This is a genomic window from Nocardia coffeae, assembly GCF_019890715.1.
GTDB classification, from domain to species: Bacteria; Actinomycetota; Actinomycetes; order Mycobacteriales; family Mycobacteriaceae; genus Nocardia; species Nocardia jiangxiensis.
This window is the reverse complement of sequence record NZ_JAINZY010000007.1, coordinates 25,055-47,836: the sequence shown is the minus strand read 5'-3', so window position 1 is coordinate 47,836 and position 22,782 is coordinate 25,055. Positions and strand designations below refer to the sequence as shown.

At 68.4% G+C, this 22,782-nt stretch carries 21 protein-coding genes; 11 read left to right on the top strand and 10 right to left on the bottom strand.

Features of this window, described 5'->3' with window-relative positions:
- Positions 1-216 precede the first annotated feature (216 nt).
- Positions 217-2,211, bottom strand: coding sequence for a magnesium chelatase subunit D family protein (locus tag K7711_RS24795; protein ID WP_222971856.1), 1,995 nt, complete (start codon positions 2,209-2,211; stop codon positions 217-219).
- Between the two features lie 212 nt (positions 2,212-2,423).
- Here K7711_RS24795 and K7711_RS24790 point away from each other — a divergent pair, with 212 nt between their 5' ends.
- Positions 2,424-3,170, top strand: a complete 747-nt coding sequence (locus K7711_RS24790; RefSeq protein ID WP_308014931.1) for an EI24 domain-containing protein — start codon at positions 2,424-2,426, stop codon at positions 3,168-3,170.
- Between the two features lie 54 nt (positions 3,171-3,224).
- On the opposite strand, the gene K7711_RS24785 is transcribed toward K7711_RS24790, so the two are convergent.
- Positions 3,225-3,674, bottom strand: a complete 450-nt coding sequence (locus K7711_RS24785; protein WP_040825820.1) for a GNAT family N-acetyltransferase — start codon at positions 3,672-3,674, stop codon at positions 3,225-3,227.
- Positions 3,675-3,695: 21 nt separating this feature from the next.
- The gene (mqo, locus tag K7711_RS24780; protein WP_235747748.1) at positions 3,696-5,195 is read right to left on the bottom strand and encodes a malate dehydrogenase (quinone); all 1,500 of its coding nucleotides are present in this window, start codon (positions 5,193-5,195) and stop codon (positions 3,696-3,698) included.
- Between the two features lie 246 nt (positions 5,196-5,441).
- Between mqo and K7711_RS24775 the strand changes: the two genes are divergently transcribed.
- Positions 5,442-6,458: an alpha/beta hydrolase gene (locus tag K7711_RS24775; protein ID WP_308014930.1), complete on the top strand. Its 1,017-nt coding sequence runs from the start codon at positions 5,442-5,444 to the stop codon at positions 6,456-6,458.
- Between the two features lie 10 nt (positions 6,459-6,468).
- On the opposite strand, the gene K7711_RS24770 is transcribed toward K7711_RS24775, so the two are convergent.
- The 3 genes from K7711_RS24770 to map form a co-directional block, all read right to left on the bottom strand.
- Positions 6,469-7,032 (bottom strand): alpha/beta hydrolase, encoded by a 564-nt coding sequence (locus tag K7711_RS24770; protein WP_222971853.1) that lies wholly within the window; start codon positions 7,030-7,032, stop codon positions 6,469-6,471.
- A 157-nt stretch (positions 7,033-7,189) separates the two neighbouring features.
- Positions 7,190-8,725: a cobyric acid synthase gene (locus tag K7711_RS24765; protein WP_222971852.1), complete on the bottom strand. Its 1,536-nt coding sequence runs from the start codon at positions 8,723-8,725 to the stop codon at positions 7,190-7,192.
- 375 nt (positions 8,726-9,100) lie between these two features.
- The gene (map, locus tag K7711_RS24760) at positions 9,101-9,964 is read right to left on the bottom strand and encodes a type I methionyl aminopeptidase (RefSeq protein WP_222971851.1); all 864 of its coding nucleotides are present in this window, start codon (positions 9,962-9,964) and stop codon (positions 9,101-9,103) included.
- 123 nt (positions 9,965-10,087) lie between these two features.
- On the opposite strand from map, the gene K7711_RS24755 reads away from it, so the two are divergent.
- A complete protein-coding gene (locus K7711_RS24755) occupies positions 10,088-11,095 on the top strand; it encodes an LLM class flavin-dependent oxidoreductase (protein ID WP_222971850.1) in 1,008 nt (335 codons plus the stop codon).
- Between the two features lie 12 nt (positions 11,096-11,107).
- Here the strand turns inward: K7711_RS24755 and K7711_RS24750 are convergent, their stop codons facing one another.
- Positions 11,108-11,812: a GntR family transcriptional regulator gene (locus K7711_RS24750; RefSeq protein WP_222972172.1), complete on the bottom strand. Its 705-nt coding sequence runs from the start codon at positions 11,810-11,812 to the stop codon at positions 11,108-11,110.
- 279 nt (positions 11,813-12,091) lie between these two features.
- Here K7711_RS24750 and K7711_RS24745 point away from each other — a divergent pair, with 279 nt between their 5' ends.
- The 6 genes from K7711_RS24745 to K7711_RS24720 all read left to right on the top strand — a co-directional run bounded on the left by K7711_RS24745 (position 12,092) and on the right by K7711_RS24720 (position 18,216).
- Positions 12,092-13,207 carry a TIGR03364 family FAD-dependent oxidoreductase gene (locus K7711_RS24745; RefSeq protein WP_222971849.1) on the top strand — a complete coding sequence of 372 codons (1,116 nt, stop codon included), beginning with the start codon at positions 12,092-12,094 and terminating at the stop codon, positions 13,205-13,207.
- A 28-nt stretch (positions 13,208-13,235) separates the two neighbouring features.
- Complete coding sequence (locus K7711_RS24740) at positions 13,236-13,919, top strand: phosphonatase-like hydrolase (protein WP_222971848.1); 684 nt, start codon at positions 13,236-13,238, stop codon at positions 13,917-13,919.
- A gap of 53 nt (positions 13,920-13,972) precedes the next feature.
- Entirely contained in the window at positions 13,973-15,019 is a 1,047-nt protein-coding gene (locus K7711_RS24735) for a 2-aminoethylphosphonate ABC transporter substrate-binding protein (RefSeq protein WP_372460193.1), read from the top strand.
- Between the two features lie 23 nt (positions 15,020-15,042).
- Positions 15,043-16,221 carry an ABC transporter ATP-binding protein gene (locus K7711_RS24730; protein WP_222971846.1) on the top strand — a complete coding sequence of 393 codons (1,179 nt, stop codon included), beginning with the start codon at positions 15,043-15,045 and terminating at the stop codon, positions 16,219-16,221.
- Between the two features lie 304 nt (positions 16,222-16,525).
- Complete coding sequence (locus K7711_RS24725) at positions 16,526-17,416, top strand: 2-aminoethylphosphonate ABC transporter permease subunit (RefSeq protein ID WP_222971845.1); 891 nt, start codon at positions 16,526-16,528, stop codon at positions 17,414-17,416.
- Between the two features lie 2 nt (positions 17,417-17,418).
- Positions 17,419-18,216, top strand: coding sequence for an ABC transporter permease (locus K7711_RS24720; protein WP_222971844.1), 798 nt, complete (start codon positions 17,419-17,421; stop codon positions 18,214-18,216).
- Positions 18,217-18,234: 18 nt separating this feature from the next.
- On the opposite strand, the gene K7711_RS24715 is transcribed toward K7711_RS24720, so the two are convergent.
- Positions 18,235-18,678 (bottom strand): DUF4254 domain-containing protein, encoded by a 444-nt coding sequence (locus K7711_RS24715; RefSeq protein WP_040825839.1) that lies wholly within the window; start codon positions 18,676-18,678, stop codon positions 18,235-18,237.
- An 802-nt stretch (positions 18,679-19,480) separates the two neighbouring features.
- Here K7711_RS24715 and K7711_RS24710 point away from each other — a divergent pair.
- Positions 19,481-20,344, top strand: a complete 864-nt coding sequence (locus K7711_RS24710; RefSeq protein WP_040825841.1) for a helix-turn-helix domain-containing protein — start codon at positions 19,481-19,483, stop codon at positions 20,342-20,344.
- Between the two features lie 6 nt (positions 20,345-20,350).
- On the opposite strand, the gene K7711_RS24705 is transcribed toward K7711_RS24710, so the two are convergent.
- Positions 20,351-21,163: an ABC transporter permease gene (locus tag K7711_RS24705; protein ID WP_222971843.1), complete on the bottom strand. Its 813-nt coding sequence runs from the start codon at positions 21,161-21,163 to the stop codon at positions 20,351-20,353.
- Positions 21,160-21,975, bottom strand: coding sequence for an ABC transporter permease (locus tag K7711_RS24700; protein WP_222971842.1), 816 nt, complete (start codon positions 21,973-21,975; stop codon positions 21,160-21,162). Before K7711_RS24700 ends, K7711_RS24705 begins: the two co-directional genes overlap by 4 nt.
- 321 nt (positions 21,976-22,296) lie before the next feature.
- On the opposite strand from K7711_RS24700, the gene K7711_RS24695 reads away from it, so the two are divergent.
- Positions 22,297-22,755 carry a hypothetical protein gene (locus tag K7711_RS24695; RefSeq protein WP_222971841.1) on the top strand — a complete coding sequence of 153 codons (459 nt, stop codon included), beginning with the start codon at positions 22,297-22,299 and terminating at the stop codon, positions 22,753-22,755.
- Positions 22,756-22,782 lie beyond the last annotated feature (27 nt).

Below are 22,782 nucleotides of genomic sequence, written 5' to 3'. Positions count from 1 at the left end.
AGTCGGCCCGGCGGCCGGACAGCGGCACCACGGAATGACCGCCGATCCACCCGGACACACTTCGCCGGCACGGCGCCCACCGCAGATTCCCCGGCAATCTCAGCCGGACAAACTCCGGTGACGTGCACCTTGACGAGTTCGACTGCCGCCCAAGCGAATCGAGGCGATACAACCGACCGCCACCACACGACGGCCGGCGCACACGCCGCAGAACTGCTACGCCGCGCGGATCCCGGACACCTGCGACCGCACGACGCCCGCCACGGAATCGCCGGTGATCTCGGCCAGGCGAATGTAGGTGGCACGCAGTTCGCGGGACAATTCGGCGGCCAGACCCAAGCGGATCATGCCGCGTTCGCAGTCGACCACGACACCGGCGACACCGTCACGTGCCAGGACGCGAGCGGCGGCGCGGGCGCGCGCGACCGGATCCGCGCCACCGGTGGCGCGGCCGTCGGTGAGCAGGACAACCATCGCGCGACGCTGCGGATCGCGCACTCGCTCGCGCCGCACGACCTCCCGCGCCTCGACCAGTCCACGGGCCAGCGGGGTCTTCCCGCCGGTGCGCAGCCCCGCCAGACGACGCACCGCGATATCCACCGAGGAGGTCGGCGGCAACACCAGCTCGGCCTCGCTGCCGCGCATCGTGATCACCGCGACCTTGTCGCGCCGCTGATAGGCATCGCGCAGCAGGGCCACGATCGCGCCGGTGACCGCCGAAAGCCGATCGCGGGCGGCCATCGAACCCGACGTGTCGACCACGAAGATCACCAGATTGCCTTCGCGCCCTTCGCGATACGCACCGCGCAGATCCTGCGACTCGAGCGCCAGCGGACCCTCGAACCGGCCGCGAGCACGCTGATGGGGCGCGGCGGCGAAGACTGTGCCGAGCAGATGCAGTCCGGCCGCGGCATCGGGCACCGACCGCACGACGCGGCCGTGCCGGGTGCTCGCCCGCGAACGCCGTCCCGGCGCACCCTCGCCGACACCCTGCACCTCCCAACGCGGCGGCCGGGCAACCGAATTCGCCGGAGCACCCGCCCGGCCCTCCGGCGCACCGCCACCACCGCCGGGCGTGTCGGGGCTACCGTCCGGATCGTCCTCGGGTGGCCCGTCGGGCCCCTCGGCGCCTCCCTGATCATCGGACGGCGGGGGCTCCGATTCGCTTGCCGGACCGGAAGATTCGTCTGAGTCCTGTTCGGCCCGCGCGGCCTCCTCGGCGGCCTGCTGCATCGCCTCCTCGAGCTGTTCCTCGCTGATGCCGGGCTCGTCGAACGGATCGCGCCGACGTCGGTGCGGCAGTGCGAGTTCCGCGGCGATACGCACGTCATCGGCTGTCACACGACGACTTCCGCGCCACGCGGCATGTGCGGTAGCGGTGCGCGCGACCACCAGATCCGCACGCATACCGTCGACGTCGAAGCTGGCGCACAATGCCGCGATCCGACGCAGCTCCACATCGTCCAGCGCCACCTCGCCGACCAGGTCACGGGCGATGAGGATGCGGTCGGCGATCTCCCGGTCGGCCTCGGCGTACCGGGTGGCGAATCCGTTCGGATCGGCCTCGTAGTCCAGGCGGCGGCGCACGACGGCCATGCGCACGTCCACATCGCGGGAGGCGGCCACGTCGACGGTGAGCCCGAATCGGTCCAGCAACTGCGGACGCAGCTCACCCTCCTCCGGGTTCATCGTCCCGACCAGCACGAACCGCGCCGGATGTGAATGCGAGACCCCGTCGCGTTCGATATGCACCCGTCCCATGGCCGCGGCGTCCAGCAGCACGTCGACCAGATGGTCGTGCAGCAGATTCACCTCGTCGACGTAGAGCACGCCGTGATGTGCGGCCGCCAGCAGACCCGGCCGGAACGCCTGCTCCCCGTCGCGCAGCACCCGCTGCAGATCCAGCGAGCCGACCACCCGATCCTCGGTCGCCCCGACCGGCAGCTCCACCAGCCGCGCGGGCCGCTCCGAACCACGTTCATCGGCCACCGGCGGCAACAACTGCGCCAGCGCCCGCACCACCGTCGACTTCGCGGTCCCCTTCTCCCCGCGGACCAGCACACCGCCGATCCCCGGATGCACCGCACACAGAATCAGCGCCAACTGCAACTGTTCCTGCCCCACCACCGCCGAGAACGGAAACCCGGCCTCCCCGCCCCCTACGGCAGCAATGGACGGACCAGCGACGACATCAGCGACGGACTCGGACATTCCCCAACTCTATTGCCGCGCCGGCGAGGGATTTCCCCGCCCCTGCTGTGAGGATCCGCACCCACACAACTCTTCGCAACACCCACGCACCGACGATCACCGCGCCACAGCAGACCCGCCCCCACCTCCCGCGGCCGGTGGCGCGATTCGGACCGGCCACGGAAACGCGCACCGCTCAAGCGTTTTCGACTGCGAACGAATAGACTGCGCGCGTGCGTGATCTGGCTGCGGGGTTCGGGTATCTCTTGCAAGGGCAGCGGTGGGTGGCGACGCATCGGCGGCGGTTCGGGTACGCGCTGGTGCCGGGGCTCATCGCGCTGGTGTTGTACGTGGTCGCGATCGTGGCGGTGGCGTGGTTCGTGGGCGATGTCGTCGCGTGGGCGACGCCGTTCGCTGATCATTGGGCCTCGCCCTGGCCAGATGTGCTGCGCGGCTTCCTGGACGTGCTGCTGCTGGTGTTGTGCCTGTTCCTGGCGGTGATCACGTTCACCGCGCTGACGTTGGCGCTGGGACAGCCGTTCTACGAGGCGCTGGCCGAGCACGTGGACCGGAGTCAGTCGCCGGACGAGGTGCCGGGACCGGGGTTGTCGACCTGGCGGTCGATCAAGGACGGCATCGCGCTGGTGCTGCGTGCTCTGGTGTGGGCCGTGGTGCTGTTCGCGGCCGGGTTTCTACCCGTCGTGGGGCAGACGGTGGTGCCCGTGGTGGGCATCGGCGTCACCGGATTCTTCCTGGTGCAGGAACTCACCACCGTGGCCATGCAACGTCGCGGAATCGCCCTGCGCGACCAGCTGAAGTTGCTGCGCTCACGCCGGATGCTGGTGTGGGGCTTCGGAATTCCGCTCGCGGCGGCGTTCCTGGTGCCGTTCGTCGCGATCGTGCTGATGCCCGGGGCGGTGGCCGGGGCGACACTGCTCACCCGCGAGGTGCGGGGCGAGCCGATCGCTTCGGGCAACTGATCGGATTCGAAACAGACGGTCCCGCAACCACTTCCGGGCTGCGGGACCCGCAGGCTAACCGCGCCGCATCGGAATGTGCGGAATACCGTCCTCGATGTACTCCTCGCCGTCGGTGACGAAACCGTGCTTGGTGTACATATCGATCAGGTAGGTCTGCGCATTGAGTCGCACTGTGGCCGAACCGGTTTCGGCGAGCGCGGCCTGCAGCAGCCGAGTGGTGTAACCGTGCCCGCGGGCGGACGGCGTGGTACACAGCCGGCCGATGCGGAACGATTTCACCCCGTTCTCGTGCTCCTCGCTCAGGCGCAGCGTGCTGATCGCCTCACCCTCGTCGTCGAGCCACAGGTGCCGGGTCTCCGGCAACAGATCCAGCCCGTCCAGCTCCGGATACGCGCACTTCTGCTCCACGACGAAAACCTGGACGCGAAGCTTCAACAGCTTGTACAGGGTTGCGGTGTCCAGATCCGCGGCCCACGACCTTTTGAGAACAACCGTTGACATCATCGCGTCTTGCTATCACATCGCTCAGCTCTGCGCGAGTTCTGCCTTCGGCGTGTTCTCGGTCAGACCGAGCGCCTTGTTCGACCAGTCCCATACTTCGTGGTAGAGCGCCTGATTCTCGGACAGCTTCACGCCCAGCGACGGAACCATGGCCTTGAGCTGCGGCGTCCAGTCCGAGTACTCGCGCGGGAAGCAGCGCTGCAGCACGTCCAGCATGGCCGAGACGCAGGTGGACGCGCCCGGCGAGGCGCCGAGCAGACCCGCGATGGAGCCGTCGGAGGCGGTGATGACCGCGGTGCCGAGTTCGAGCACGCCGCCGATGCCCTTGCGGCGAATGATCTGCACGCGCTGACCGGCGGTGATCAGCTCCCAGTCGTGACCGTCGGCGCGCGGAATGAATTCCTCCATCGCGCTCACCTTGCCCGCCGGAGACTTCAGCAGCTCGCTGACCAGGTACTTGACCAGGCCCAGCTCGGTCACGCCGACGCCGAGCATCGGGGTCAGGTTGCCCGGACGGATCGACTTGAACAGATCGGCGTATTTGCCGTCCTTGAGGAATTTCGGCGTCCAACCCGCGTACGGGCCGAACAGCAGGCCGCGCTTACCGTCGATGACGCGAGTGTCCAAGTGCGGCACCGACATCGGCGGTGCGCCGACCGCGGCCATGCCGTACACCTTGGCCTCGTGCAGGGTGATCAACTCGCGGTTGGTGCAACGCAGGAACTGGCCGCTGACCGGGAAGCCGGCGAAGCCCGAGATCTCGGGGATACCGGCCTTCTGCAGCAGCGGCAACGCGTAACCGCCCGCGCCGACGAAGACGAATTTCGCGTTCACCCGCCGCGTCGAGCCGGTGCGGGTGTTGCGCACCTTGACGTCCCAGCTGCCGTCGGACTGCTTGGACAGGTTGCGCACCTCGGTGCCGAACCCGATGTCGACGCCCGAGTGGCCGAGGTAGGCCAGCAGCTGCTTGGTGAGCGCGCCGAAGTTGATATCGGTGCCCTTGGCACTCCAGTTCAGCGCCACCGGATCGCTGAAGTCGCGGCCCTTGGCCATCAGCGGCAACCGCCGGGTGAACTCCTCGGGCGAGTCGATGAACTCCATACCCTCGAACAGCGGGTGCCGTACCAGCGCCTCGTAGCGCTTGCGCAGGTACTCCGCGCCGTCCGCGCCGTGGGTGAAGCTGACGTGCGGGATCGGGTTGATGAATTCCGAGGGCGTGCCGAGCACGCCGTTCTCCACCGCGTAGGACCAGAACTGCCGGGAGACCTGGAACCGCTCGTTGATGTCGACGGCCTTGGACACGTCGACGCCGCCGTCGGCGGTGCGCGGGGTGTAGTTGAGCTCACACAACGCGGAATGCCCGGTACCGGCGTTGTTCCAGGGGTCACTGCTCTCCGGGGCGGCGGCGTCCAGGCGCTCGAACATCGTGATCGACCAGTCCGGCTGCAGCTGACGAAGCAGTGCGCCCAGGGTGGCACTCATGATGCCGGCACCGATGAGGACTACATCGGTCTTTTCAGTCATCGCAGCGTTCGGCACGGGTAGATCGACTTCCTTGTCCTTATGCGCGGTCCCGCCCCGGGCGGACCACCTGGGCATTGTGTTGTGCGTCACCGGAATTCCGGCGAATACGGCGGGTTCGAGGTTACCCGTCGTTCACTTCAACCTGATTCTGCCCCTCGACATGCCCGATTCCGAAACCGCCACACCCACTGTGAGCGGCCTACCTGTGCCGCGACGCCGCTGAGCGGGTCGAATATCGTGGGGGCTGTGACGAACGAGACGCCGCTGGCCGGGCCGCGGACCGACTCCTGGCAGCCCGATGTCCTCGGTGAGGGATACGAACAGCGACGGATACCCCTGGGACCCGACCCGGACGGCGAAGGCACGGTCGAGGCCACCCTGGTCCGATATCTCGCCACGGCCGAGGCGACCGGCGCGGTGTTGTACGTGCACGGATTCACCGACTATTTCTTCCAACGGCACCTCGCCGAGCACATGGCCGACCAGGGCTACCGCTTCTTCGCCCTGGATCTGCGCAAGTGCGGGCGGTCGCTGCAACCGGGGCAGACCCCGCACTACGTCACCGACCTGGCGCTGTACGACGCCGAGTTGAACGAGGCGCTGCGCATCGTGCGCGAGGAGACCGGCCTGCCGGTACTGGTGATGGGCCACTCCACGGGCGGACTGGTGACCTCGCTGTGGCTCGATCGACTCCAGGCCTCCGAAGGCGTTGCCGCACAGGGAATCACCGGACTGGCACTGAACAGCCCCTGGTTCGATCTGCAGGGCCCGGCCTACTACCGGACCATCGTCGGCAACACCGTGATCGGCGGGCTGGGCCGCCTGCGCGCCATGGCCACCCTGCCCGGGCAGAAGGTCACCACCTACGGCGACAGCCTGCATCGCAGCGCGTCCGGTGAATGGGATTACGACCTGGACTGGAAGCCGCTGAGCGGATTTCCGGTGCATTTCGGCTGGTTGCGCGCGATCCGGCGCGGGCACGCCCAGTTGCAGCGCGGCCTGGACATCGGCGTTCCCGCGCTGATCCTGCGCTCGAAGGTGACCAAGTTCATGCGCGCCTACGGCCCCGCGGCCGATGTCGCGGACACGGTACTGGACGTGCGCCAGATCCAACGCTGGTCCGGCTGCCTGGGCGAACGCACCAACATCGTGCCGATCGAGGGCGCCCGCCACGACGTGTTTCTATCCGCCGGACCAGTGCGTCAGCAGGCGTTCACCGAGTTGGACTCCTGGCTGCGCTGGCTCGCGGACTTCCGCGCCTAGCGTCCGCCCCTCACCATTGGCCGCTGCGCAGGACGATCTCGGTGGCGAATTCCTGGGCCGCCTCGGCGGCCGGATCGGTGACGTCGACCTGTGCGACGCGGAATTCCCCGTAGACGTGGCGGGCGGCGGCCTCGGCGGCCGGGCGGGCCAGGTTCTTGGTCGCGACGACGGTGGTGGGGATCTCCACGGCGGGGCAGCTCGCATCGGCGACGGCGCCGTCCGCGCCGGGGGCGGCCGGATGTCCGCGTCCGGCGGCGACCAGACCCATGAATCGGCCGAACCCGCGGGCGGCGAGCTGCCAGGCCAGGTCGGCTCCCGCACCGTAACCGGCGAGGTTCGCCCACGGGACGCCGAGTTCGTCCAGGATCGCGTACACGCCCGCGGGATCGAGTCCCTCGACCGATTCCAGCACGATCGTGCGGAGGTCCGAGGTGTTCAGGCGGGCGCACACCGCGTCGTACACATCTGCCGGAGCACCCGCGTCGGGCAGCAGGACGACGGTATGCCGGAACTGCGAGCCATCGATTCGAACGGTCCAGGCGCGGTCACCGACCGCGATCCGCCGTATTTCCATGCCGACCCACGCTACACGGCCGACGCCCGCGAGACCTCGTGTCGCTGCCCACGTACCGACGCCCGCGGAGAGCTCCGCCACGAGCCGCCGCCGAATCGGCGCGCAGACTGTTTCTCGGCCGGTCGAGAGGCTGTTCACCGATCTGAACGCATCGCGCTCAGGGGTTCGTGCTCCGCGACGTCGCGAGGGTGGGCAGTCCGTCCGGAACGCCGGTGGTGATCAGCTGTTCCAGCGCTGTCATATCGAGATGTTTCTCGATCAGATCGGCGAGCAGGTCGAGCTGGGACTCCCGTTCAGCGACGGCCGAAACATCCTCGGCGACACGGAATCCGGAGCGTCCGGCCTGTGCGGCGACCTCGCGCAACCAGGCCCGGCGGAAGTCGTCGGACTCCAACAGACCGTGCAGGTGCGTGCCGCGGATCGCCCCGCGCACACTGCCTTCGGTGCGACCGTCGTCGAGTTCGAGCCAGGCCGGATCACCGGTGCGTCGCGCGCGACCGTAGTGGATCTCGTAGCCACTCAACGGTATACCCGAGTCGGCCGCCCGGCCGACGGTGTGGCGCAACACCTTCGGTTCGCTGAACTCGATGTCCAGATCCAGCAGGCCGAGTCCGGCGACCTCCCCCGCAGTCGATTCCACCTCGTCCACGATGCGCCGGGCCAGCATCTGATACCCGCCGCAGATGCCCAGGATCGGCCGTCCGGCCGCGGCGCGCGCGCACAGCGCATCGGCGATTCCGGTGCGGCGCAACCATTCCAGATCGCTCACGGTGGATTTGCTGCCCGGCAGGACCACCAGGTCGGCGTCGGCCAGCCGGGACGGATCGTCCGCCCAGCGCACCGAGACGCCGGGTTCGCAGGCCAGCGCCTCCACGTCGGTGGAGTTGGAGATGCGCGGCAGCCGGATCGCCGCGACGGTCAGCCATTCGGTCCCGAGCGGCGGGCGCGGGCGACCTACCGGCGCGTCGGCGACGGTGCCCAGGGAATCCTCGGCGTCGATCCACAGGTCCTCGGCGAAGGGCAGGACGCCGAGGGTGGGACGTCCGGTGAGCTCGGTGAGCGTATCGAGCCCGGGTCGGAGCAACTCGACGTCACCGCGGAATTTGTTCACGATGAATCCGCAGATGAGCTGTTGGTCTTCGGGTTCCAGAATCGCCACGGTCCCGAACAGGTGCGCGAGCACACCGCCGCGATCGATGTCGCCGACCAGCAGAACGGGCAGATCCGCCGCCCGCGCCAGCCCCATGTTCGCCAGATCCGTTGCCCGCAGATTGATTTCGGCGGGCGATCCGGCGCCCTCACAGATCACCACATCGAATTCGGCTCGCAGCGCGGCCAATTCACCGGCCACCACCTCCCGCAGCTGCCGCCGATGCCGGAAATAGTCCCGCGCCCCGACCGTATCCACGGCCCGCCCCCGAACCACCAACTGCGAGCGTCGATCACTCCCGGGCTTGAGCAGCACCGGATTGAACCGCACACTCGGCTCCAGCCCGCACGCCCGCGCCTGCAACGCCTGCGCCCGCCCGATCTCCCCACCGTCGAGCGCGACCACCGAGTTGTTCGACATGTTCTGCGCCTTGAACGGCGCCACCCGAATTCCCCGCCGAGCCAGCATCCGGCACAACCCGGCCACGACGACACTTTTGCCCGCGTCCGAGGTCGTCCCAGCGACCAGCAACGCCCCCTTCACCACGCCACCGCACGCGGATGCGGCCCACTCGACACCGACACCTCCGCCGACCGCGCATTCCCCCTGTGGACGAGCCGTCGACCACCGCGAACCGAGGTCACCGCCGACACGCACGCCATCGCATGCGGACTTCGACGCTCTGGGACCAGCCCATCACCCGGCCATCCGCTCCTGTCGGTGAACAGCCGCCCTTCGTCGGCACGAACCGAGGCGACTCGCAATGTCACCTCCTGCCGCATCCGAACTCCCGTGTCACACAGCCGCATTCGTGAGTGCACAGCGAACCGGCGCACACCGCCGCGGACCCGGCTCACCTGTCGCCCCGGCACAACCGGGCGCCACGTGCGCAGTTCGAGTCGCGGGACGTGCGCGCGCTCACGGGAGGGTGAGGATTTCCGCGCCGGTGTCGGTGACGACGAGGGTGTGCTCGAACTGGGCGGTCCACTTGCGATCCTTGGTGACGACGGTCCAGCCGTCGTTCCAGATCTCGTAGTCGATGCCGCCGAGGTTGATCATCGGCTCGATGGTGAAGGTCATACCGGGCTCGATGACCGATTCGATGGCGGGCTGGTCGTAGTGCAGGATGACCAGCCCGCTGTGGAAGGTGGGTCCGACGCCGTGGCCGGTGAAATCGCGCACCACGCCGTAACCGAAGCGGTTGGCGTAGGACTCGATGACGCGCCCGATGACGTTCAGCGCCCGGCCCGGCCGCACCGCCTTGATCGCGCGCATGGTCGCCTCGTGGGTGCGCTCGACCAGCAGCCGCGCCTCCTCGTCCACATCACCGGCGAGGAAGGTGGCGTTGGTGTCGCCGTGCACGCCGTCGATGTAGGCGGTCACGTCGATGTTGACGATGTCGCCGTCCTCGATGAGCGTCGAGTCCGGAATGCCGTGGCAGATCACCTCGTTCAGCGAGGTGCAGCAGGATTTTGGAAATCCCTTGTAGCCCAGGGTCGACGGGTACGCGCCGTGATCGCACATGTACTCGTGCGCGATGCGGTCCAGGTCGTCGGTCAGGGCCCCGGGGACGACGGCCTTGCCCGCCTCCTGCAGCGCCTGCGCGGCGATCTTGCTGGCGATGCGCATCTTCTCGATCGTCTCGGGCGTCTGCACCCACGGCTCGTGACCCTCGTTGGCCGTTTTCTTCCACGCGTATTCCGGACGCGCGATCGATCGGGGAACCTCACGGGTCGGGGACTGAACGCCGGGGACGAGCGGCTTGCGAGTGCGGACTGCCATGCGACCAGAGTATCCGCACTCGACGCCGAGATTCTCGGCACTCCGCGACGCCGATCCCCGCGGAATTTATCCGGACCATGGTCCGTTTAGGCTGTCGACATCGGCATCACGGGAGGAAGAACAATGGAACTGGGACTGACGACCTTCGCCGAACGGCACGCGGTCGGCGACCGCCCCGCACCGAGCGCGGGCGAACGGCTGCGGCACGTGGTCCAGGAGGCCGTCGCCGCCGAGCGCGCGGGCCTGGACGTGTACGGCGTCGGCGAGCACCATCGCGAGGACTTCGCGGCGTCCGCACCCGCGGTGGTCCTGGCGACCATCGCCGGGCGCACCGAACGCATCCAGCTGACCAGCGCGGTGAGCGTGCTCAGCTCCGCGGATCCGGTACGCCTGTACCAGGAGTTCGCCACCCTCGATCTGCTCTCCGACGGTCGCGCCGAGCTGATGGCCGGACGCGGCTCCTTCACCGAGTCGTTTCCCTTGTTCGGATTCGACCTGGCGGACTACGACGACCTTTTCGACGAGAAGCTCGCCCTGCTGCTGCGCCTGCGTGCGGACGAGCCGGTGAACTGGTCCGGCCGATTCCGTCCCGCACTGCACGACACCATCGTCCAGCCGCGCACCGACCGGCCGCTGCCGGTATGGATCGCGGTCGGCGGCAACCCGCAGTCGGTGGCGCGCGCCGGGCTGCTCGGCCTGCCACTGGCACTCGCCATCATCGGCGGCCGGCCCGCCCAATTCCGGCCCCTGGTCGACCTGTACCACCGCGCCCTCGAAGAAGGCGGACACGAACGGCAACCGATCGCGGTACACGCGCACGGCTATATCGCCGACACCGACGAACAGGCCGTGGCCGAGTTCTACGAGCCCTACGCCGCGGCCATGAGCGGCCTGGGCCGCGAACGCGGCTGGGGCAATATGACTCGCGATCAGTTCGAAGCCCTGCGCTCCCCCGCCGGATCGCTGTTCGTCGGCACCCCCGACCGCGTCGCGGAGAAGATCGCCGCCGTCCGCGACACCCTCGATCTGGACCGCTTCATGCTGCACCCGAGCGTCGGCACACTGCCGCACGACAACGTCCTGCACACCATCGAGCTGCTCGGCGAGAAGGTCGCCCCGCAGGTCCGCTGACCTGCGCGAATGTCATTCGCGCAGTTGGGTTTCGAACGCCATTCGGTCACCGCGATACAGGGCGCGAACACGTTCGATCGGCACGCCTTCGGCGTCGATGGTGCGGCGATGCAGCAGGATCATCGGCAGGGCGGTGGTGCATTCCAGCAGCGCCGCCTCGCGCGGGGAGGCCAGGACGGTTTCGATGCGTTCGACCGCCGAACCGAACACGACACCCGAGGCCCGGATGGCCGCGTAGAGGGAGGTGGTCGGGTCGTAGGTCGTGCGCAGCGCGCCGAACCGGGCAGGGGTGAGGTAGGTGCTCTCCAGGCCGACCTTCTCGTCGTCGGCCAGCAGGACGCGTTCCAGGTGCATGACCGTGGATCCGGTCGAGATATCGAGTGCGGCAGCGGTTTCCGGATCGGCGGGGATGTCGTCCCAGCCGACCAGCAGGCGGCCGGGGCGGCGGCCGAGGCCGATCGCGCCCTCGGTGTACGAGCGCAACGACAAGGGCTGCACCATCTTCGGGCGGGAAACCACGGTGCCCCGGCCCTGACGGCGAATCCTGCCCTGCACCAGCAGTTCTCGCAGCGCCTGCCGGACGGTTTCGCGGGCGACCTCGAAGCGCGCGGCGAGTTCGCGCTCGGGCGGCACCTGGTCGCCCTCGCCCAATCGGTCCAGGATCGCCTCGATTTCGGTCCGCACGCGGTACGCCTTGGACGTCCGCCCGAAATCGATACTCACGCCGGATATCTCGGCAGGGGTCGATGCTGCGGCCTGCGGACCGGGCAGCACCCGCGGTTCGCTCGCGAGATCGCTCACACCATGATTCTCGGCAATCCCGTTCTCGCCGCGCACACCGGCCCCGCGCCCAGCGAGCCCGCTCGCCGGATCGTGGCGCCCGGCGTCCCTCGCATTCACCCCCACAGCATACCCCAATTGGTCTATACCAATTGTTAACCCAGTGTTGGGGCAGGAAACACCCTACGGTCTAGACCATTGCGCATCATTTTGACTATGCGATTGGTCATCATCGGCGGCGGGATCCTCGGCACCGCACATGCCCTGGCCGCGATCGGCCGCGGACATACGGTCGTTCAGCTCGAACGCGAGACCGAGGCCCGCGGCGCCACGGTCCGCAACTTCGGCCTGGTCTGGGTATCGGGCCGCAGCACGGGCGAATTGGAATTGACGCTGCGCTCACGCCGGCTGTGGGAGGAGATCGGCGGCCGGGTCGCCGGGGTGGGATTCCGCCCCGCGGGCTCGATCACGCTGGTGCGCACCGCGGCCGAACTCGCCGTCGCCGAGGCCGCCGCGGCCGGACCGAGCGCGGGCGAGCGCGGATTCGAACTGCTCGATCCCGGTCGCGTGCGGGAGATCAATCCGGCCCTGCGCGGCAAATTCCTTGCCGGACTGCACTGTTCGACCGATGCGGCGGTGGAGTCCCGCCAGGCCATGCCCGCGCTGCGCGCCCATATGGAACGCACCGGCCGCTACACCTTCCACGCCGGCGCCGAGGCGCGCACGATCAGCGGCGGAGTCGTCGTGGACGATCACAGCCGCCGCTTCGAGGCCGATCTCGTGCTGGTCTGCCCGGGTGCCGCACATTCGGGCCTGACCCGGGAACTGGTGGGCGACATACCCGTTCGACGGGTCCGGTTGCAGATGATGCAGACCGCGCCGCTGGGCGAACCGCTCACCACCGCCATCGCCGACGGCGACAGCTTCCGCTACTACCCCGGTTTCGCGGGCGAGGCGCTCGAGCGCCTGCGACTCGAGGAGGCCCAGACCTTCACCGCCGCGCAGCACCGCATGCAGTTGCTGTGCGTGCAACGGCTGCACGGCGGCCTGACCATCGGCGACACCCACGAATACGACGAGCCGTTCGGCTTCGACGTGGACGAGGCCCCGTACGAACACCTCACCGCCGTCACCGAGGAACTCCTCGGCCGCCGACTTCCCCCGATCGTGCGCCGCTGGGCCGGTGTCTACAGCCAGAGCACCGACCCGAACGCCATCGTCACCCGCGCGCAGGCCGCCGACGACGTCTGGGTCGTCACCGGTCCCGGCGGGCGCGGTATGACGCTGGGCCCCGCCATCGGCGAGGAAACCGCCGACCTGCTGAACCTCTGACGGTCTCGAACCCTTGAAGGGAAATACTTTGTCCGACAAACGAATCGAACTGGCCGTCCTGGACATGGCCGGAACCACCGTCGCCGATGGCGGCCTGGTGCTGCGCGCCTTCGACGCCGCCGCAACCGCCGCGGGCATCCCGGCGCAGGGTCCCGAACGCGAGGCGGCCACCGATTACGTGGTGCGCACGATGGGCCAGTCCAAGATCGCGGTGTTCCGCGCGATACTCGGTGACGAGGACCGCGCCCAGCAGGCCAACCGCGCCTTCGAAGCCGCCTACGACGAGTTCGCCGCCGACGCGACCCCGATTCCCGGTGCGGCCGAGGCGATCACGCGGCTGCGCGAGGCCGGGATCAAGGTCGCGCTGACCACCGGTTTCAGCCGCGGCACCCAGGATCGTCTGCTGGACGCGCTGGCCTGGCACGAGATCGCCGATCTGACCCTGTGCCCCGCCGAGGCCGGGCGCGGGCGCCCCTATCCGGACATGGTGCTCACCGCACTGCTGCGCCTCGGTGCGGGCGCGGTGGATCGCGTTGCGGTGCTGGGCGATACGGCCAGCGACATCGAAACCGGCCTGGCCGCGGGCGCACGCGTCGTGGCGGGCACGCTCACCGGCGCGCACACCGAGGACCGGCTGCGCGAGGCCGGAGCCACCCACATCGTGCCCTCGGTGGTCGAATTCGCCGACCTGCTGCTGGCCGAACACCCCTGACCCATCTCCCACCCTCTCTTCCGCTCTGAACGAAAGTTGCAGTCATCGTGCGTATTCCGATCTCCCGCCTCGCACGCGCCGCGTTGATCCTGGGTTCCGCCGCAACCCTGACCCTGTCCGTCGCGGCCTGCGGCGGCACCGGCACGAGCGCGGGCGACGGCAAGACCGTCACCGTGTACTCCGCCGACGGCATGGCCGACTGGTACAAACCCGAATTCGCCGAATTCACCAAGCAGACCGGCATTTCGGTCAACTATGTGGAAGCCGGATCCGGTGAGGTGGTGAACCGGATCGACAAGGAGCAGTCCAACCCGCAGGCCGATCTCGTGGTGACGCTGCCGCCGTTCATCCAGAAGGCCGCCAAGCAGAATCTGCTCCAGGACAGCGGCGTCGACACCGGCGCGATCGCCGCGGGCGACAAGGATCCCGGCGGCAAGTACGTCACCCTCGCGGGCAACTACCTGACCTTCATCGCCAATCCGTCGGTGCACACCGACGGATTGACCTGGGACGATCTGCTGAAGCCGGAGTACAAGGGCAAGCTGCAGTACTCGACGCCCGGACAGGCCGGGGACGGCACCGCGGTTCTGGTTCTGCTGCAACAGCTCTACGGCAAACAGGGCGCGCTGGACTACCTGGCCAAGTTACAGGCCAACAACGTCGGCCCGTCCTCCTCGACCGGCAAACTGCAGACCAAGGTCGACAAGGGTGAACTGCTGGTCGCCAACGGCGACATCCAGATGAACCTCGCCGAGATCAAGAACAACGGGGCCAAGTTCAGCCTGTTCTCCCCCGCCACGGCGGACGGTAAGCGCAGCACGATCGCCCTGCCGTACGTGATGGGCATGGCCAACCGCGCGCCGCACCACGACGCGGCCGCGAAGCTGATGACCTTCCTGCTCTCGGCCGACGTGCAGAAGACCCTCGGCCCGGACGCGATGGCCGTCTCGGCCCGCACGGACCTGAAGGATGCTCCCGCGGGAACGCCCTCTCCCGCTTCGTATCTGAAGGACGTCACCGTGGTGACGCCGGACTGGAACAAGGTCCTCGACGATCTCGACAGCGACGTCACCGCCTATCAGAAGGCCACCGGCAGCTAGACCGAAACCCCCAGGAGCGCAGCATGTTCGCACCGGCGACCTCCGGTACCGGCACCGACGCCGCCACCGGAACATCCACCGAACCCGCGATCGTCTTCGATCGGGTCGGCGTCAGCTACGGTCGCGGCCGCCGGGCCACGACCGCCCTGACCGATTTCACTCTGCGGGTGGCTGCCGGTGAGACGGTCGCGCTCCTGGGTCCCAGCGGTTCCGGGAAATCCACCGCGCTCAAGGCATTGGCCGGATTCGTCCGGCCCACCGCGGGCGCGGTCCGGCTGGCCGGACGTGATGTCACCGATCTGTCGCCGGCCAAGCGCGGTATCGGTGTGGTCGTCCAGTCCTATGCGTTGTTCCCGCATATGCGGGTGTTCGAGAACGTCGCCTTCGGTCTGCGCTCACATCGCGTGCCGCGCACGCAGATCGGCGATCGAGTGCGCGAGGTGCTGGAGATGGTCGGCATGGCCGATTACGCCCGACGGCTGCCCCGGGAACTCTCCGGCGGACAGCAGCAGCGGGTGGCGATCGCCCGCGCCCTGGCGATTCGCCCCTCGGTGCTCCTGCTGGACGAGCCGCTCGCGGCCCTGGACGCGCAGTTGCGCCAAGCCATGCTCGCCGAACTGCAGGAATTGCGAAAAGCTCTGCCGGACACCGCGATGCTGTACGTCACGCACGATCAGTCCGAGGCGCTGGCCCTGGCGGATCAGATCGCGGTGATGCGCGATGCCCGCCTGGTCGACGTGGACACCGCCGAGAATCTGTGGCGACGACCGCCGAGCAGTTTCACCGCGGCGTTCCTGGGCGGCGCGAATCTGCTGCCGTGCACGGTGAAGCATATCTCCGGCACCACCGCACTGGTCCAGTGCGGCGAACGCACACTGCGCGCCCAGGCACCGAAACCGAATGTAGGCCAACTGGATTGGAAGCCGGATGACGAGGGCCTGCTGTGCGTGCGCCCACACACGGTACAGATCTGCTCCACCAACGAGCGCGACGCGGTCCTGGCCGCCATCGTCTCCAGCGTGTGGCGCGGCGCGACGAGCAGACTCCAACTCGACGTCAACGGCCTGCCGATCGAACTGACCGCCGACGTCCCGGGCCCCCTGGACATCGCGGTCGGCGCGGTGGTCGGCGTCCGCTTGCCGGACCCGGCAGGCGTACTCATTCCGACCGCGGTCGGCTCGACCCCGGGCGCGGCCGCATGAACCGCGCCCGGACACCGCAAACCATTCCGGCGCAACGGACTCCGCCCACCTCGCGCCATACGCCCGCCGCCGGTTGGGTCCCTGGGCGTATTCGCACCGACCGCACTCCGCCCACCCCACAACACACGCCGACCGAACCCGCTGCCGATTCGATCTCCGCGCGCATCCGCACGAACCGCACTCACAGCGCGGGAGTAGCGGCGGCGCAACGACATCTCTCGGCGGTTTCGTCGGCCGTGTACCCGGTCCGTGAGGGGGTCCGGGTACACGGCCGGTCGGAACCTGTCGGAAGGGAGCGGACCCGATGAGCGCGTCGCTCGCCCTCGAACCGTCCGCCGCCCCGGACGCGTCCGAATCCGCCGCACCGCAGCGCAACTGGCGTCCGATCGCCTGGTCCGCGCCACCGTTGCTGGTGGTGCTGCTGTTCGCGGTGTATCCGGTGGTGCGGGTGCTGACCGAATCCACGGCGAAGTCCGGATCCTGGTCTGCGGTACTGGGTTCGGAATCCTTCCGGAATGCGTTGTGGCGCACGGTGTCCATCGCGGTCTGTTCGACCGCCGGATGCCTGGTGCTCGGCTCGTTCGTCGCGGTGGTGCTGGCCTTCGTCCCGTTTCCGGGGTCGAACACGGTGGGGCGGCTGATCGATACCGTGCTGACGTTGCCGTCCTTCCTGATCACGCTGGCGTTCACCTTCCTCTACGGCACCGCGGGCGCGGTGGACGCACTGATCGCCCGGCTCACCGGAAACCACTCCCCCGCACTGAATTTCCTGAGCACGCCCACCGGCGTCGTGCTGGCCGAGATCACCTACTTCACCCCGTTCGTGGTCCGGCCGCTGCTGGCCGCGTTCGCCCAGCTGCCGCGCGAGCAACTGGACGTGGCCGCGAGCCTGGGCGCCTCACCGTGGCGGGTGCTGCGACGCGTCGTGCTGCCCGAGGCCTGGCCCGCGCTGGCCGCGGGAGGCAGTCTCGTCCTGCTGTTGACGCTCAACGAATTCGGCATCGTGCTGTTCACCGGGGCCAAGGGCGTCATCACCCTGCCCGCGCTGATCTACACCCGCGGCATCGTCACCTTCGACCTGCCCGGCGCGGCGGTGCTGGCCACGATCCAGGTGGCGCTGTCGCTGGCTCTGTACCTCGCCTACCGCCTGATCTTCGCGCGGTTCACCGGCTCCCGCACGACCCAGGAGGGCTGATCATGCTGGTGTGGACGCGCCGCGGACGCGCGGTGGTGCTCGCGGTCTTCGCGGTGGTGGTCCTGGTGGTGTTCGCCGCACCGATCGCCACGGTGGTGGCCGCGGCACTGGCGGGCCGCTGGACCGGCGCACTGCCTTCGGAACTCGGGCTGGGCAATTTCCGGCACGAACTGTCCGGTGAACAGGCCGCGAGCTTGTCGGTGAGCCTGCAGACCGCCCTGCTGGCGGGCGCGATCTCGCTGATCCTCGGCACGTGGGCCGCACTGGCCGCCCGCGAAGCGCCGACCTGGTGGCGGCGGGTGACCGACGCGGTGTTCCATCTACCGGTCGCGGTGCCGTCGGTGGCGATCGGACTGGGTGTGCTGATCGCGTTCAACCAGCGGCCGATCCTGCTGGGCGGCACGAAATGGATTGTGATCGTGGCGCATTCGGTGCTGGTGCTGGCCTATGCGTTCAGCGCGGTCGCCGCGGCGCTGGACCGGCTCGATCCGAGTTTCCGGCAGGCCGCCGAATCGCTGGGGGCGAGTCCGGCCCGGGTGCTGGCGCGGATCACGCTGCCACTGCTGTTGCCCGCACTGGGCGCGGCGGCCGGTCTGGCGATCGCGCTGTCCATGGGCGAGCTGGGGGCGACCGTGATGGTGTATCCGGCCACCTGGAAGACGTTGCCGATCAGCATCTTCGCCGATACCGATCGCGGCCGGGTGTTCGATGCCGCGGCGGGAACCACGCTGCTGGTCGCGGTGACGCTCGTGGTCCTGCTGATCCTGGGCCGGGTGCGTGGGCGCGCGGTATTGCGTTGAGCCGCAGGTCGTCCCGGTTTACTGCTCGGGCAGTCGGCGGCGGCCACCGGCGACGTCGATGACGAGATCGGTGTACCCGTCGACGAGTTCGGCCAGGTGGTACCAGTGCTTGTGGGTCGCGTCGCTGCGGGCGCCCTCGCGGTCGATCGCCTGATTCGCGTCGACCCAGCTGCGGGCCATGCGGTCGATCACCGCGCCCAGGCTCTCGGTGTGCAGCGAGGCGCCGTTGCGGTGCTGGGGCATGGCGCGTTCGACCCAGCCGTTGATGTCGTCCACGAGTTCGCTGCGCCGACAGTCGATCTCGGCGGTCACGATGGGGTCGCGCAGTTGCACGCGACGGGTGTGTACCTCGGCCAGCGCGCGCGCCGATCGCAGGAGTACCTGGTCGTCGAACCGTCGCCCCTGGAACGCGCATAACAATTGCGGCGCGGTCGGCAGCACACCAGCTATCGACATAGTCATTGCCGCACCCCGAAAACTCGGGGCTGCACCAATATTTGCACCAACATGATTGGTCTCCGGATTGAGTTGTACCGGTCATCGGATCGGTGGAACATCACAAGGCTAACCCGAATCATGCACGCACAAATGCAAGAACGCAAGATTGCATCCGCATCGGTTCGGTCAACCTCCGTTACCTCCGACCTGCACAAGGATCGACTGAGCCACACCGGCTTTCCGCACGGGAAGCACACCGGCCGCCCGGTTTCGGATCATTTACTGGACACGTCATCCCGAGACCGAACGGTACGGATTACCCGGCGCCGGTATCCGATCACCGACCGGACTCGATTCCGGCCGGAACAATCCGGACCGCAGTCGGAGATCGCCGAAAGTATGCTGAAAAGACGTCCGAAATAACCGAAGTATCAACCCGGCCGAACGGTCGGATATCCCGGTCGCAGTCGGCGTGTCCACTCCGCGACAACGCCCGGCACACCTCCGGCATCAGGAACTCGGTACCCACCGCACGGCATCCGACGCCGACTTCCGCCCATCGCGACCACCCGCGGGACACCGCGCGCGGCCATCATCCCGCAACCCCGCACAGTCGAGCCGATGTCCGGAACGTCCGGAAGATCACGAATCGAACATCGCGCCGATGTCCGATTCACATCGTTGCGTACCGGTTGCCGAGGGTCCACAGTCACCGATCTGCGCAGATGAATCGGTTCGGGTTCCGAACCGCGAGCGAGGCGAATAGGCTCTGGCACAGACAGATCGACGCACACGGAACGCGACGAGTGCACACGGGAGAGGCTCGATGGCAGGTAAGCGCACTGTGCTGACGGTTCAGCTCAGACGGCTGGCGGTACTGCTGCAGGAGATGCGGGAGGAGGCCGGCATCAGCAAGGAGGAGGTCAGCTCCCAGACCGGTATCAACGTCACCACGCTGTACCGGATCGAAACCGCGCAGGCCCGCCCGCAACGGCGCACGCTGATGACGATGCTGGACCTGTACGACGTCGCGGAGGAACGCCGCAACGACGCACTGAAGCTGCTGTCCGAGGCGCTCAAGCCCGGCATGTCGCGTCCGTTCGAGGCGGCCGTGTCCGAGGTGTACGCCGCCTACATCAACTTCGAGACCGAGGCGCTCTCGGCGCGACTGTTCCAGACCTCGTTCATCCCCGGTCTGCTGCAGACCGAGCGCTACGCCTGGGCGGTGCTGGACACCGCGATGCCCAAGGTCGAGGCGTCGGTGATCGAACAGCGGCTGCGCGCCCGCGTGGAACGCGGCAAGGTGCTGGCCCGCGAGGGCAATCCGCTCGAGCTGTGGGTCGTACTGGACGAGGCCGCGATCCGGCGCGTCGTCGGCGGCCGGGACGTGATGCGCGACCAGCTCGAACGGCTCAGCGAGTACTCCGACAAACGCAACGTCATCCTGCAGGTGCTGCCCTTCGACGCCGGCGCTCATCCGGCGATGGTCGGCTCGTTCGTGGTGCTGGACTTCCACGAGCCCGCCGATCCGGAACTGGTCTACGTCGAGGGCATCGCCGGTGACGACATCGTCGAGGGCCACAACGAGATTCGCCGGTTCGGGGTGATGTTCGACCAGCTCCGCGCGATGGCCCTGAGTCCACGCGATTCGGCCACCCTGGTCGCCGAGGCCGCCGCCCGCTTGCGCTGAGCGGTTTCAGACCCGGCTCGCGCGGTTGTAGCCGACGACGGCCGGCACCGCGAAGACCAGTACCGCAGCCACCGACCAGGCTATGGTCGCCAGTAGCGGCCCCCGGACCGGACCGCCCAGGGACAGGCCGCGCATCGCCTCGATCGCATACGACATCGGCTGGTGTTTCACGATGGGTTGGGCCCATCCCGGATAGGCCGTGAGCGGCACGAATCCGGTGGAGAAGAACATCATCAGCGATGATCCCAGCGAAATCACCTCCACCAGCGCGGATTTGGCGGTGAACACGGCCGCTGCGGTGACCAGGGTGGCGAACCCGAGACCGTACAGCACGGGCACGCCCAGCAGTGCGACCGCAGCCGGAATCCCTTCGTGGAAACGAAATCCCAGCGCCATACCCGCCGCGAACAACACGACCGTACAGGCCACGATCCGGACCGCCTCGGCGACGATTCGCGCCAGCAGCCCCGAGGCACGATGCACCGGCAGCACCCACAGCCGGGCCAGCAGCCCCGCGTCACGTTCCCGCCCCAGGGTGATCGCACCGGCCAGCGAACCCGACATCACGCCCACCAGCGTCACCATCGGCACCGAACCGTAGAGGGCGTTCGCCCCGGAGAACGCCGAGACCTGATGTCCCAGCACGGTATTGATCATCACCAGCAGCAGCGCCGGAAATCCCAGCGACTGCACCATCGTCACCGGATCACGACGCCACCGCACCAGCAGCCGACGCGTCTGGATGAGCGTCTGTGGCACCAGGTTCCGCAGTATCTCGGTGCGGCCGACCACCCGGGGCAGGTCCGTGACCGCAGTCATCGATGCCTCCGTCCCGCGACCACCGCCGAGACGGCACCCAACAGCACCAGCCCGCCCAGCAGCCACAGCAGTCCCGGCTCGAGCAGTGCCCAGGTCACCGGACCGGTGTCACCGGACAACGCCCGCAGCACGTTCACGAATGCGGATATCGGCTGATTCCGCGCGAAACCCCGGATCCAGTCCGGGAATTGATCGACCGGGGCGAATCCGGTGGACACCATGCCCAGGATCAGCTGCGGCAGCACCAGCACCTGCGTCGTCGCCTCCGGACTGCGCGTCAATGCGCCCAGTAGATCGCCCAGCAGGCCGAGCAGCAGCCCGACCAGCACCGCGAAGATCACGAATCCGGCTGTGCGCCAGATATTTCCCTGGAATCGGGCGCCGATCACGTATCCGCACACGATCGCCGCCGACACCGCGACGACGATGCGGTACACCGTGGCGGTGGTCCGGGCCGCCAGCGGCGCGCTCACCGGCATCGGCATCGAGGCGAACCGGTCGTCCAGCCCGTCGCGCACATCGGTGGCCGCCCGCAACGCCGCCGCCGCGGCGCAGAACGACACCGCCTGCATGACGATCATCGGCATCAGGAACTGCGCATAGCTGCCGAACCCGTGCCCGAACGACATCACCCGATTCAGCGGAACATAGAACCCCAGCGTGAACACGCTCGGCGCCAGCAGCGCCGTCATCAACTCACCGTTGCGCACCGACGCCCGCACCACACGCAGCGTCAATACCCACCACTGCTGGACCGTAGACGGCGCGGACGCGGATACTCCGCTGCCGACGGCCTCGACGTACGTCTGCATAGCCGCACCTCGTTCCGACTCACGCCGACCGGATGAGCATCCATCTCACCAGATGAGGCATCCGGAACAGCACATTGACATGACGGCCGGTCTCACCGGATTGTCGCATCCGGTCCCGCCGCGACGGCATTCGCTATCGCCCGCGCCACGTCGGAACCGCCGCGCCGGTTCACCGCGGCCCGAAGTCATCACCCCAGGGTGGCGATCACCGCACCCTGCGGGGCCCACACGCAGCACTGGGGTTGCTGCCGAATCTCGTTGCGGGAAACGAGAGTTGAACTACCGCGAATGCGGGGGTGCTCAGACCCGAAGGAGATCACGATGTCGAAGCCGATCACGCCGTCCGGCGATACCTGCCTCACCACCCGGACTCGGTGCACCCCCACCGCCGCCGGACAACGTCGCCGCTCGGGCGTGGCGGGTGTCGACGCACCCGATCCGCACGAGTTGGACCGCTGGTCGAACCGCCTGGCCCGGATGCTCGTGCAGGAGGGAGCGGGTCCCGGCAGCTGGATCGCCACGGCCGGTCTGCCGCCGCTCGAGCGCGCGGTCACCCGCTGTGCCATCGCCAAGATCGGCGCGCGGCCCACCCCGGCGGTATGCACCGACACCCGGGGCCGCGCTCACCTCGGGGTGACGACGAAGGCCGCCCGTCCCGGACTCTCCGACGACGTCACCTGGCTGCTGCTGGACGACCACACCACGCTGGTCCGCTATCTGACCGGCTCGGACGCCCCGATCACGGACGCCGAACGTCGCGCGGCGCACCGAGTGCACTGATCGGGGCGGGCCGGCGCGCTGTCAAGC

Excerpts from the sequence above, each read along its gene's own strand:
- K7711_RS24795 (WP_222971856.1), bottom strand. The coding sequence starts at position 2,211 with ATGTCCGAGTCCGTCGCTGATGTCGTCGCTGGTCCGTCCATTGCTGCC.
- K7711_RS24785 (WP_040825820.1), bottom strand. The coding sequence starts at position 3,674 with ATGATGTCAACGGTTGTTCTCAAAAGGTCGTGGGCCGCGGATCTGGAC.
- mqo (WP_235747748.1), bottom strand. The coding sequence starts at position 5,195 with ATGACTGAAAAGACCGATGTAGTCCTCATCGGTGCCGGCATCATGAGT.
- K7711_RS24770 (WP_222971853.1), bottom strand. The coding sequence starts at position 7,032 with ATGGAAATACGGCGGATCGCGGTCGGTGACCGCGCCTGGACCGTTCGA.
- map (WP_222971851.1), bottom strand. The coding sequence starts at position 9,964 with ATGGCAGTCCGCACTCGCAAGCCGCTCGTCCCCGGCGTTCAGTCCCCG.
- K7711_RS24755 (WP_222971850.1), top strand. The coding sequence starts at position 10,088 with ATGGAACTGGGACTGACGACCTTCGCCGAACGGCACGCGGTCGGCGAC.
- K7711_RS24745 (WP_222971849.1), top strand. The coding sequence starts at position 12,092 with ATGCGATTGGTCATCATCGGCGGCGGGATCCTCGGCACCGCACATGCC.
- K7711_RS24730 (WP_222971846.1), top strand. The coding sequence starts at position 15,043 with ATGTTCGCACCGGCGACCTCCGGTACCGGCACCGACGCCGCCACCGGA.
- K7711_RS24725 (WP_222971845.1), top strand. The coding sequence starts at position 16,526 with ATGAGCGCGTCGCTCGCCCTCGAACCGTCCGCCGCCCCGGACGCGTCC.
- K7711_RS24720 (WP_222971844.1), top strand. The coding sequence starts at position 17,419 with ATGCTGGTGTGGACGCGCCGCGGACGCGCGGTGGTGCTCGCGGTCTTC.
- K7711_RS24715 (WP_040825839.1), bottom strand. The coding sequence starts at position 18,678 with ATGACTATGTCGATAGCTGGTGTGCTGCCGACCGCGCCGCAATTGTTA.
- K7711_RS24710 (WP_040825841.1), top strand. The coding sequence starts at position 19,481 with ATGGCAGGTAAGCGCACTGTGCTGACGGTTCAGCTCAGACGGCTGGCG.
- K7711_RS24705 (WP_222971843.1), bottom strand. The coding sequence starts at position 21,163 with ATGACTGCGGTCACGGACCTGCCCCGGGTGGTCGGCCGCACCGAGATA.
- K7711_RS24700 (WP_222971842.1), bottom strand. The coding sequence starts at position 21,975 with ATGCAGACGTACGTCGAGGCCGTCGGCAGCGGAGTATCCGCGTCCGCG.
- K7711_RS24695 (WP_222971841.1), top strand. The coding sequence starts at position 22,297 with ATGTCGAAGCCGATCACGCCGTCCGGCGATACCTGCCTCACCACCCGG.